The 12,344-nt window shown below is 75.7% G+C and carries 2 protein-coding genes (1 of these 2 only partly in view); both read right to left on the reverse strand.

The window, feature by feature from the left end:
• Window positions 1-2: 2 nt before the first annotated feature.
• Window positions 3-8,933, reverse strand: coding sequence for an SDR family NAD(P)-dependent oxidoreductase (locus tag ACH4U7_RS22095; RefSeq protein WP_398529564.1), 8,931 nt, complete (start codon window positions 8,931-8,933; stop codon window positions 3-5).
• On the reverse strand, window positions 8,930-12,344 hold the final stretch of the coding sequence (locus tag ACH4U7_RS22100) for an amino acid adenylation domain-containing protein (protein WP_398529565.1). Its footprint extends 19,946 nt past the window's final position; the window shows 3,415 of its 23,361 coding nt (coding positions 19,947-23,361); its start codon lies off the right edge, out of view — the gene reads right to left on this strand; its stop codon occupies window positions 8,930-8,932. The genes ACH4U7_RS22095 and ACH4U7_RS22100 overlap by 4 nt, the downstream gene beginning before the upstream one ends.

Consider the following 12,344-nt stretch of genomic DNA (forward strand, 5'->3'; position numbering starts at 1 on the left):
CTTCAGCTCGCCGCGGCGCGCGGACGCCCGGTGGTCTCGGCCAGGTGTGCCCGGTTGAGCTGGAGCCGTTCCTCCTCGGTCGAGGCGGTCACCTTGCGCAGCCGGAAGAGGTGGTGCCGTATCCAGCCCCGGCGCAGCGGCTCGGCCAGGTCGGGGTCGGGCGCCACGGTGTCGTGCGGGATGAGTTCGTCGACCACGAGCCGGTTCCGGGCGAACACCTCGGCCCAGGTGCGCGCGGTGGGGACGCTGATTCCGAGCCCGGGGTCGATCAGGTCGCCGCTCAGGGTGCACAGGAAGTCCGCCAGCAGGACCTGGCCGCCGTCCACGACGGCGGCGTCCAGGTTCGCGAACAGCGTCTGCTTGTCCTCGGCCCGGAAGCAGGCGTCGATGCCGAACGCCAGGTCGTAGTGGCCGGGGAAGGGTTCGGCGGGGTCCGCGTGGAACACCGCGGCCCTCTCCCGCAGGCCGCGCTCCCGGATCTCCCGGTCCGCGCCGTCGGCCGACTCCTTGTCGCCGGTCACGCCGTGGACCACCAGGGCCGGGTGGGCCTCCGCGAGGCCGACGGCGTCGCCCGCGCCACGGCAGCCGAACTCCAGCACCGCGCCGAGCCGGTCCAGGTCCTGGCCGTCCAGCAGCAGTCGGCGGATCTCCTCCTGGCCGGGGGCCGGAGGTGTCGCCACCGCCGGGGCCGGTGTCGGTGCGGGTGCCGCAGCAGGTGCGGGCGTCGGGGTCGGGGGCCTGCCGCCCTTGCGGGCGGCCGTGGTGAGCCGCTGCCGCAGGTACCCGGCGAGCGCGCCGGGCGACGGGTGGTCGAAGACCAGGGTGACCGGCAGCCGCAGCCCGGTGGCCCGGCCCAGCCGGTTGCGGAGCTCCACCGCGGTGAGCGAGTCCAGGCCGAGCTCGACGAACCCGGTGCCGGGCCCGACGTCGTCGGGATCGACCACCAGCACGGCGGCCACCTGTCGGCGCACCAACTCCATGACCCGCGCACGTTGTTCGTCCTCGGGCAGACCCGCGACCCCGTCCAGGCCGCCGCCGGTGTCCGGCGCGGCGGCCGCCGACCGCGGCGCGGTCCGCACCAGCGCCCGGTGCACGGGGTGGCCGGTGCCGGACTCGGCCTGGGTCCGCAGTGCGGCCAGGTCGACGCGCATGGGCACCTGCAGCGCCTCGTCGGCGCCCCGGGCCACGTCGAACAGCGCGAGCCCCTGCTCCGAGGAGAGCCCCAGCAGACCGCCCCGGGTCATCCGGCCCGTGTCGCCCTCGGTGAGGTGCTTGGTGAGGCCGGTCGCCTGCTCCCAGTAGCCGAAGGCCATGGAGACGCCCGGCAGCCCCTGCGCCCTGCGGTGGTGGGCGAGCGCGTCCAGGAAGGAGCTCGCCGCGGCGTAGTTGGCCTGGCCGGGGTTGCCGAGCACCCCGGCGGCCCCGGAGAAGAACACGAACTGGGTCAGATCCATGCCGCGGGTGAGCTCGTGCAGATTCAGCGCGCCCTCGGCCTTCGGCCGCAGCACGTGTGCCAGCCGGTCGGGGGTCAGCGCGTCGAACACCCCGTCGTCGAGCGCGCCCGCGGTGTGGATGACGGTGCCGAGCGGATGGTCGGCCGGGATGGCGCCGAGCACGTCGGCCAGCCGGTCGCGGTCGGCCGCGTCGCAGGCCACCACCGTGACCCGGGCGCCGTCCGCGGTGAGTTCCGCGGTCAGCTCGGCCGCGCCGGGGGCGTCGGGTCCGCGCCGGCTGAGGAGGACCAGGTGCCGGGCGCCGTGTTCGGCCACCAGGTGCCTGGCGAGCATTCCGCCAAGGGTGCCGGTGCCACCGGTGATCAGCACCGTGTGCGACGGGTCGGGGCGCCGGGGCACGGTCAGTACGATCTTGCCGACGTGCCGCGCCTGGCTCATGAACCGGAAGGCCTCCGGCGCGCGCCGCAGGTCCCAGGTGATCCTGGGCAGCAGCTCCAGCACGCCCCGCTCGAACAGGTCCACGATCTCGGCGAGGATCTCCCCGATCCGCTGCGGCCCGGCGTCGACCACGTCGAACGCCCGGTAGCGGACCCCGAAGTGCCGGGTCGCGACCTGCTGGGCATCCCGGATGTCGGTCTTGCCCATCTCCACGAACCGGCCGCCGCGCGGCAGCAGCCGCAGCGAGGCGTCGACGAACTCGCGCGCGAGCGAGTCCAGTACGACATCCACCCCGCGGCCCTCGGTGACGGCCAGGAACTCGGCCTCGAAGCCCAGGTCACGGGAGGAGGCGAGGTGGTCGTCGGGCACGCCCAGCGCCCGTACGGTGTCCCACTTGGCCGCGCTCGCGGTGGCGAACACCTCCGCGCCCACGTGCCGGGCCAGTTGTACGGCGGCCATGCCCACCCCGCCCGCGGCGGCGTGGACCAGCACCGACTCACCGGCGCTCAGCGCGCCCATGTCGAACAGGCCGTAGTACGCGGTGACGAAGGCGACCGGGACCGTCGCGGCCTCCTCGAAGGACCACCCGGCGGGCATCCTGGCCACCGTGTGGGCGTCGGCCACGCAGACCGGGCCCAGGCCGCTCGGGAACACCCCCATCACCCGGTCCCCGACCGCCAGCCCGGTCACCCCGGGGCCGACCTCGAGGACCAGGCCGGCGCCCTCCGCGCCGAGCGTCAGCTCCCCCGGGTACATGCCGAGCGCGCCCAGCACATCGCGGAAGTTCAGCCCGGCCGCGCGCACCTCGATCCGCACCTGCCCCGGGGTCAGCGGCGCGTCGGCGGCGGGCCAGGGCAGCAGCGCCAGGTTCTCCAGGGTGCCCGCGCCCGTGGTGTCCAGCCGCCACGCGCCGCCGCCCGGGGGCGGCACCAGCGTGCCGTCGGAGCCGACCGGGGCCAGCCGGGGCACCAACGCCGCTCCCCCGCGCAGCGCGAGCTGTGACTCGCCGGCCGCCGCCGCGGCCGCCACCGCCCCCGGCAGCGCGGCCACCGACGCCTCGTCACCGTCCAGGTCGACCAGCAGCAGCCGGTCCGGGTTCTCCGCCTGTGCCGTACGCAGCAGACCCCAGACCGGGGCGTGCACCAGGTCCGTGATGTCCTCGCCGACGCGGACGGCCACCGCTCCGCGGGTCACCACCACCAGCCGCGCCGCGGCCTGCTCCTCGTCCGCGAGCCAGCCCTGCACCAGGCCGAGGGCGCGCGCGGTGGCGGCCCGGATCCCGGCCGCCGGATCCGCGGGCCGCTCCTCGGCGGCCAGCGACACCAGCGCCACTTCGGCCGCGTGCTCGGACACCGTGGCGCCGCCGCGGCGCAGGGCTGCCCCCAGCCGAAGGTCGTCCGGGCCCGGCAGGGACCAGGCGTCGTCCCGCCCGGCCACCTCTGCAAGCGCGAGCGCGGTCCAGTCCAGACGGAACAGCGAGTCGGGCGGTGCGGCCGTGCCGGCAAGGCCGGTGCCGGTGCCAGAACCTTCGCCGGACGCCGGGTGTCCGCCCGGGGCCGAGCGCCCTTCGCCGGAGACGGGGCGCAGCACCAACGAGTCCAGCGCGGCCACCGGCCGTCCCGCACCGTCGGCGACCTCGGCCGAGACCGCGTCGGTGCCGGCCGCCGTGAGCCGCACCCGCACCGCGGCGGCCCCCCGGCCGAACAGCCGCATCCCGGACCAGGAGAAGGGCAGTAGTCCGCCGCCGTCGCGTACGAAGCCACCGAAGCCCATCGCGTGCAGGGCCGAGTCCAGCAGGGCGGGGTGCAGACCGTAGCGGGCGGCGTCCGGAGCGTCGTCGATCGCGGCCTCGGCGAACACCTCGTCGCCGCGCCTCCAGACCGCGCGCAGCCCGCTGAACGCCGGACCGTAGGCGTATCCGGCGTCGGCCATCGCCCGGTAGTAGCCGTCCACCGGCACCGGCTCCGCGCCGGTCGGCGGCCACGCGGTCAGATCGGGCCCCGTCTCCGGCTCTCCGGCCCCCAGCAGACCGGTGGCGTGCCGCGTCCACGGCCGCTCCGCCGCCTCGTTCGACGGTTCCTCCTCGGCCCGCGAGTACACCTCCACCGGGCGGCTGCCCGTGGCGTCGGGCGCCCCGACGGCCACCTGCAGCCGTACCGAGTTCCGCTCGGTCAGGACCAGCGGGGCCTGCAGGGTCAGCTCGTCCAGCCGCCCGCAGCCCATGTCCCGCCCCGCGTGCAACGCCATGTCGACGAAGGCCGTGCCGGGGAAGAGCACCGTGCCGGACACCGCGTGGTCGGCGATCCAGGGGTGCGCGGCCAGCGACACATCGCCGCTGAACACCGCCCCGCCGTCGGCGAGCGGCACGGCCGACGTCAGCAGCGGATGGCCGTCCGGCGCCGGCGCGGCCGGGTCGGCCGGGAGGGGGGTCGTGGTGGCCGGGGCCCCCGTCGCCGGGGCGGGTCCGGCCGGGGTGGAGACGGCCGTGGCGGCCGGGAGCGGAGCCGGGGCGGACTCGTCCACCCAGCAGACCTGGTGCTCGAACGGGTAGGTCGGCAGCCCAGGCACCCGGCCGGGTACGTCGTCGCCGTACAGCTCGCTCCAGTCGACCGTCGCCCCGTGCGCCCACAGGCTCGCCACCCGGCTGAGGTCGCGCTCACGCAGTGCCGCGTCCAGCTCCTCGGCCTTCACCCTCCCGGCGGTGGCCGTGACCACCGCGCCGCCCGGGCGGCCCCGGCGCCAGCGGGTGAGCTGCCCCAGCAGCTCCTCGGCGCCCTTGGCGACCGCCGCCAGCCGGTGCGTCAGATCCGCCCGGCCCACCTGCAAGGTGTGGGCGATGCCCGCGAGGTCGGCCCGGGGGCCGCCGCGGAGGAACTCGATCCACTGGTCGACATAATCGCCGAGCCGCTCCTCGGTGTGCGCCGACAGAGTGAACACCACCGGCCCGCGCACGGCCGCCCGCGAGGGCGCGGGCTCGGGCGCCTCCTCGAGGACGACATGGGCGTTCGTCCCGCCCCCGCCGATCGAGGTGATGCCCGCCCGGCGCGGCGCCGGGGTGCCGTCCACGACCACCGGCTCCCAGGGCACGGCGCTGCCGGAGAGCTCGAACGGGAGCCTGTCGAAGTCGATGGCGGGGTTGAACTCCTCCGGCAGCCGGGTCGGCGGCAGGGTGCGGTGCTGCAGGGCCAGGACGACCTTGAACAGCTGCGCCATGCCCGCGGATGCCTCGCCGTGGCCGATGTTGGGCTTGACCGACCCCACGCCGAATCGCCCGCTCGCGCCCGGCCGCTCGTCGAAGGCCTGGGTGAGGGCCGTCATCTCGACCGCGTCACCGATCTCCGAGCCGTTGGCGTGGGCCTCCACATAGCCGACCGTCCGCGGGTCCACGCCGCCGTCGCGCAGCGCCTCACGGATCACATCGGCCTGCCGCTGCGCGCTGGGGCTGGTGAACCCGATGGTCCGCCCGTTGTGGTTGACGGCCGTGCCGCGAATGACGGCCCGTATCGGGTCGCCGTCGCGCAGCGCCTGCCGCAGCGGCTTGAGCAGCACCGCCGCGACGCCCTCGCCCGGGACGATCCCGTTGGCCTCCGCGCCGAACGACCCGCACTCCGAACGGTCGGACAGCAGCCCCACGGTGCCCAGCTCGGCATACGTCGAGGGGTGCAGATAGAGGTTCACCGCTCCGGCGAGGGCCAGTTCGCACTGGCCGGCGCGCAGGCTCTGCACCGCCTCGTGCAGCGCCACCAGGGCGGAGGAGCAGGCGGTGTCCACGGCCTTGCTCGGTCCGCCGAGGTCGAACTGGAAGGAGACCCGGTTCACCATGTCGCCGAAGGAGGTGCGCGGCATCTCCAGCCGCCCCTCCGCACCGAGCCGGGTGAAGCCGTGCTTCGCGCCGCCCGCGAAGACCCCGATGCGCCGGCGCACCGGGGCGGGCAGCTTCGACGGGGCGCAGCCCGCGTCCTCCAGCGCCTTCCAGCACTCCTGGAGGAACAGCCGCACCTGCGGGTCGGTGTTGCGCGCCTCATGCTCGGTGAACTTGAACAGCGCCGGATCGAACTCGTCGAACCCGTCGAGGAAGGCGCCCCACTTGGAGTGGCTCTTGCGCACCACGTCCGCGCCCTCGGGGCGGGGGTCGTAGTGCTCCCGCCAGTCCCAGCGGCGCGGCGGGATCTCGGTGACGACCGACCGGCCGTCCATGAGCAGCGACCAGTACCGGTCAAGGTCGGGGGCGCCCGGGAAGCGGCCGCTCATCCCGATGATCGCGACGGCGTCCGCCGCCGCGTCGTTCTCGTCGCCCTCGCCCTCCTCGCGGTCCTGGCCCTCCCGCGGGGTGAGTTCGGCGGCCGGGGCGGGTACGGGGGCCGGGGCGGGTACGGGGGCGGGAGCGGCGGGTACGGCGACCGGGGCGGGCTCGGCCGCGGAGCTCCCCCCGAGGTACGCCCGGCACTCGTCCGGGAACTGCTCGGCCAGGTGCTCGGCGACGCCCTCGACCTTCGCGAAATCGAAGAACAGCGTCCGGGAGGCAGCCGGGAACGCCTCGCTCAGTGCGTGGTTCATCCTGGTCCGCGTGATGGAGTCGATTCCGTAGCGGTCCAGGTGGTCCTTGATGTCGAGGTCGGCCGCCGACGCGCCGATCATCTCCGCGGCCAGCAGCGCGAGCCGCTCCTCGACGGCAGCCGCCAGCCGCTCGGGGGCGTACGGCTCGGCCCCGGCCTCAGCCTCGGCGACGGCTCCGGCCTCGGCGACGGCTCCGGCCAGCGCCTCGGCGACGGGCTCGGTCCGCGGCGCCGGGGCGGGCTCGGCGGCCGGTTGCGCGACGGGCCGCACCACCGGCTGGGTGAACAGCTTGCCGTGCCGGTTCCTGGCGAACGGGTAGCCGGGCAGCGGCACCCGGCGCCCCGCGCCGTCCTGCCGCGTCCTGCGCCAGTCGATCGGCCCGCCGCGCACCCACAGTTCGGCTGCCTGGGCGAGCTTGCCGCGGTCCAGCCATCTGCTCACGGCCTCCCGCAGATCATCGTCGTCGTCGAAGAGCCGGACCACCTCGCTGCCGTGGTCCGCCTGCCCCAGCCGGCAGTTGTCGGGAAGCTCCTCCCCGGCCGCCACGGCCCGGAGCCCGGCGACCAGTTCCGTCAGGTCGCGCACGACGAACGCGGCGCGCGCCGCCAGCTCCGTCCGGCCCAGCTGCAGGGTGCGGGCCACATCGGCCAGCAGCGGTCGGCCACCGGGCCCAGCGGCGCGGTCCTCGGTGCCGCTCCCTTGGAGCGCCCCGCCCGCCTCGGAGATCAGCCGGGCCAGTTCCCCGGCCGTACGGCCCTCGTGCGGGACGTCGGCGTCCAGCCGCACCCCGAACCGGGCGTCCAGCGCCTCGCCGATCCGGGCGAACTGTCCCGGTCGCACGCCGTAGGAGTCCAGCCGCTCGTCCGGGTCGATCTCGTCCGCCGCGACGCCCAGGACGTCCGCCACCACGGCACACACCTGGGTGGGCGCCACCGGCGCGGCGGCGGGCTCGGGCGCCTCCTCACCCGTCGGGTCCAGGAACTCCGCCAGCACCCGGGCGTATGCGCGCAGCCGCTCGGGGTCGCGCGCCGACAGCGGCACGATCCGCGGGCTGCCGTCGTCCGTTCGGGCCGCCTCGGCGGCGGTCGGCGGATACTCCTCGACCACCGCGTGCACATTGGTCCCGCTGTGCCCGAAGGCGTTCACCGCGGCCATCAGCGGGGCGCCGGAGGCGCTCTGCCAGGGCCGCGCCGCGTCGTCCAGGACGAAGGCCGAATCGGCCAGGTCGATCAGCGGGTTGAGCCGGCGCAGGGTCGGCATGCCGACCAGCCGGCCGTACCGCATGGACAGCAGGACCTTGATCAGCCCGACCAGCCCGGAGGCGGCGCCCGTGTGCCCGATGTGGGACTTCGCGCTGCCGACCGCGCAGAACGCCCGCTCACCGGTCAGCCGCCGGAACGCCCGCACCAGCGCGTTGGCCTCCACCGGGTCGCCGAGCGGCGTCGCGGTGCCGTGGGCCTCGACGTATCCGACGCGCTCGGCCGGAATGCCGAAGCGCCGGTAGACGTCGAGGATCAGCTCTTCCTGTGCCGCCCCGTTCGGCGCGGTGATGCCGTTGCTGGCGCCGTCCTGGTTCATTCCGGTCGCACGGACGACGCCGAGGACGTGGTCGCCGTCGGCCACCGCGTCGGCCAGTCGCTTGAGCACCACGACGGCCACGGCCTCGGAGTAGACGGTGCCGTCCGCGTCCGCGTCGAAGGTGCGGCACTGGCCGGTGGGCGACATCGCGCCGCTCTGCAGCAGCAGGTCGAGACCGCGCCCGTCGAGACCGGCGTTCGCGCCGCCGACCAGCGCCAGGGACGACTCGCCCGACCGCAGGCTCTGGCAGGCCAGGTGCAAGGCCGCCAGCGAGGACGAGCAGGCCGTGTTGACCACCAGCGCGGCCCCGCGCAGGTCGAGGAAGTACGACAGCCGGGACGCCACCAGGGCGTCGGAGGCGCCGGTGAACGACTCGTGCGGATAGCTGGTGGGCTCGGCGCCGACGAACAGCCCGGTGCGCGAACCGGCCAGGGCCCTCGGGTCGAGCGCGGCGTCCTCCAGCGCGTGCCAGCTCTCCTGAAGCAGCAGCCGCTGGTGATGGCTCATCAGATCCGCCTCGTACGGGCGGATGCCGAAGAACTCGGGGTCGAAGCTGTCGCGCTCGTCGAGCGCCCCGCCCCAGCTGTACGCGTTCCGCTCCTCCGGGGCGAGGTAGTGGTCGGGCAGCTCGCCGTACCCGACGCGGCCCTCGGCGAGGTTGCGCCAGAACTCGCGGACGTCCACCGCCCCCGGGAACTGCCCGGACATGCCGACCACCGCGATGTCCAGTGTCTCAGGGCGGTCGGCCGGCCCGGTGGTCGCGTCCTGCCCCGACGGCGCCGGGGCCGTGGGCCGGCCCGGGGCCTGCGCCGGGCGCCGAGCGGCCAGCAGGTCGCGCGCCTGCTCCGCGCCAACCGCTCCCCTGGCGTACCGGTCGAGGATGTCCCGGAACTCTGCGGTGCTCATCGTCGCTCCCTCGTGGCCAACTCGGTGTCGAGCAGGTCCAGCACCTCCGCGGCGGAGAGCTCACCGGCCGCGAAACGTGCCTCCAACATCGCGATCAGTTCCTCCGGCGGCGCCGTATCGCCGGTACCGTCGGCCGGCGGCTCGTCCGTACCGATCAGCTCGATCAGGTGGTCGCCCAGCCGCTCCACGGTCGAGTACTCGTACAGGGCCGCCGCGTTCAGCTCCACGTCCAGCTCCTCGGCGATCTGTGTGACGAAAGTCGAGCCGGTGATCGAGTCGACACCCAGATCGGAGAAGGCCACCGAAGGCGACAGGTCTCCGGCCGGCACCCGCAGCGTCCTGGCGAGCCGTTCGATCAGCAGCCGCCGGATCTCCCGGCGCCGCTCGCCACCGCCACCGCCACCGCCGTCCGGTTGGGCGGCGCCGACGGCGTCGGCGTGCAGGGCTGCCGGGGCCGGGCGGACCGCCGGGGCCCGCATGGCGACGACCTGGCGGTGCCGGCCCCCGCGCAGCAGGCGCACGGCGGTGTCGAAGCAGGCCGCGCCCTCGTCGTCGTCCAGGAAGCCCAGCGTCGGGTAGTCCCGCGCCGCCTCGCCGAACGAGGCCCGCCAGGCGCCCCAGTTGACGATGCCGACCGGGAACGCGGAGGTCCGGCCGACGGCTCGGGCGAACGCGTCGGCGAAGGTGATCCCGGCCGCGTACGCGGCGTGGGTGCCGGCCCCACCGAAGGCGAAGGCCTGGGCGGAGGAGAAGTAGCACAGGAAGTCCAGCGGCTCCTCGGCCACGGCCTCGTACACATGGCGGCTGCCCCCGGCCTTGACGTCGAAGTGCTCGCGGAACTCCGCCTCGCCGAGCGCGGTCAGGTCGCCCGGGCCCTCGGTGATCCGGGTGGCGCCGGCGAACAGCACGCCGTGGAGCCCGCCGAGCGCGGCCTTCGCCGCGGCGATCGCCTGCCGCGCCTGCCGCGGGTCGGTGACATCGGCCTGTACGTAGCCGATCCGCTCGTCCGCCAGGGCCTCGCGCACCGCCGGGTCGCTCTGTGGCCTGCGTCCGACGCAGACCACCTGGGCGCCGTGGCGTTCGATCAGATGGCGGCTGACGATCCGGCCGACGAAGCCGCTGCCGCCGACCACCACGTACTTGCCGCCCGGGCGTATCCCTGGCAGCCCGGCGTCCGCCGCCTCGGCCGGGTCGACCGGGCGGACCTCCTGCCGGTACCGGCGCCCGCCGCGCAGCGCGACCAGATCGCCACCGGGGGCCGGGGGTTCGGCGGCGACCGCCGCGGCCACCTTTGCCCGGCCGGCGGGAGTGGTCAGGTCGGCGCCCGCCACATCCAGGTTGCGCACCGCGAACCGCTGGGAGTCGCGGGCCAGGAAGTAGACGAGACCGGCCAGGCCCGCGCCGCGCGCCCCGCTGGGCTCCCCGGCGACCGACTGGGTCTCCTGGGTGACGACGCTCAGGTCCATCGGCGTCGACCGGTCGGCCTTGAGTCGGCTCAGCGCCTTGACCAGCCGGAGCAGGGCCAGTTCATGCTCGGCGGCGGCGTCCCGGCCGACCGGGCCCGCGCCGACCACGATGTGCACCCGGTCGGGTGCCGGGGCGTCGGGGCCGCCCAGGGGCAGCGGCCCGCCGAGCGCGCACTCGGCCACCTCGGGGGCGCCGTCGCCGCTCCGGTAGTGCTCGGCCAGGGCCAGCGCCAGCGGGGTGCCCGTCTCCTCCGCGACGATCAACACCGCGCGCGGTGCACGCCCGGCGGCCGGGACGGGGGCCGCCGACTCGACCCAACGCGGCGCGGTCAGCAGTCCCTGCGGCGGGACCACGGGGGCAGGGTCGGTGACGGGCACAGGGACAGGCGTCGCGCCCGCGGCGGCCTGAGCCGTGACACCCGGGCCGTCGGCGCGGGCGGCCGGGGCCGTAGCGCCCGGCGCGGCGGCCGGCGCGCCATCCGCAGCAGCCAGGGCCGCAGCACCCGGCGCGGCCGCGGGCGTGACGCCCGGGGCGGTCGGCCGACGGCCTTCGGTGTCCTCGCCCTCGGCCGGTATCCAGTGCCGCTCGCCCGCGAACGGATACGTCGGCAGGCTCGTACGGCGCGGCCGACCCGCCCCGTACAGCGCCGCCCAGTCCACCGCCCCGCCCTCGGCCCAGCGCCGGGCCGTCCCGCCGAGCTCCGTGCCCGGCAGCCCGGGACGGGCGCCCGAGGCGGCGAACTCGTCCAGCTGCCCGGCAAGTTCAGCGAGGTCGCGCACCACGAAGGCGGCCCGTACGGGCCACTCGACCCGGCCGACCTGAAGGGTGTAGGCGATATCGCGAAGCGACCGCCCGGGGGTGCCCGCGGTCAGGGCGTCCCGCAGGCGCGCGGCCAGCTCCCGCAGCGGGTCCTCGGCGCGGGCCGACAGCGGCACCACCACCGGGCCTTCGGCGGCTTCTCCAGCCCCGGCGGGCTCGGCGGGCAGGTACTCCTCCAGCACGATGTGCGCGCCTGCTCCGGTGGCGCCGAAGGAGCTCAGGCCCGCGCGCCGCGGCCCCTCGGGCGGCGCGGGCCACGCGGTGGTCTCGCGCTGCAGCCGGAAGGGGGTGTCGTCCAGCCTCAGCAGCGGGTTCACGGTGTCCGCGTGCAGTGAGGGCACCAGCGTGCGGTGGTGCAGTTGCAGGACCGCCTTGGTCAGGCCCGCGATCCCGGCCGCGGACTCCGCGTGTCCGATGGTGGACTTCACCGAGCCCAGCGCGCAGAACCCGGTGTCCGAGGTGTCCTTGGCGAAGGCGGCGGTCAGTCCTCGCACCTCGATGGGGTCGCCCAGCGAGGTGCCCGTGCCGTGTGCCTCGACGTAGCCGATCGAGCGGGCGTCGACGCCCGCCGCGGCCAGGGCGGCGGAGACCACGGCGGCTTGGCCCACCGGGCTCGGCACGCTGAATCCGCTGACGGCCCCGCCGTGGCCCACCGCGGTGGCGGCGATGACGGCGTAGATGTGGTCGCCGTCGGCCTCGGCGGCGGCCAGCGGTTTGAGCACCACCGCGCCGACGCCCTCCGCCGAGACATAGCCGTCCCCGCCCTCCCCGAAGGAGCGGCAGCGGCCGTCCGAGGAGTGCATGCCGACCGTGCCGTACGTGTGGTACTTCCCGGGGTGCAGCGAGAGGTTGACCCCGCCCGCGAGCGCGACCTCGCACTCCCGGCGGCGCAGGCTCTCCACCGCGAGGTGCAGGGCGGTCAGCGAGGAGGAGCAGAGCGTGTCCACGGCCATGCTCGGGCCGTGGAAGTCGCAGACGAAGGAAACCCGGTTGGCGATCTGCCCCTGGTTGAGGCTCAGCGGGACCGGGTGCGGCGCCTCCGCGGCCACCAGGGTGTAGTCCTTGTGCATCACCCCGGCGAACACGCCGACCGCGCGGCGCCGGTCGGGCCCGGTGGCCTCGGCG

Source organism: Streptomyces sp. NPDC020845 (assembly GCF_044334165.1).
Taxonomy (GTDB): domain Bacteria; phylum Actinomycetota; class Actinomycetes; order Streptomycetales; family Streptomycetaceae; genus Streptomyces.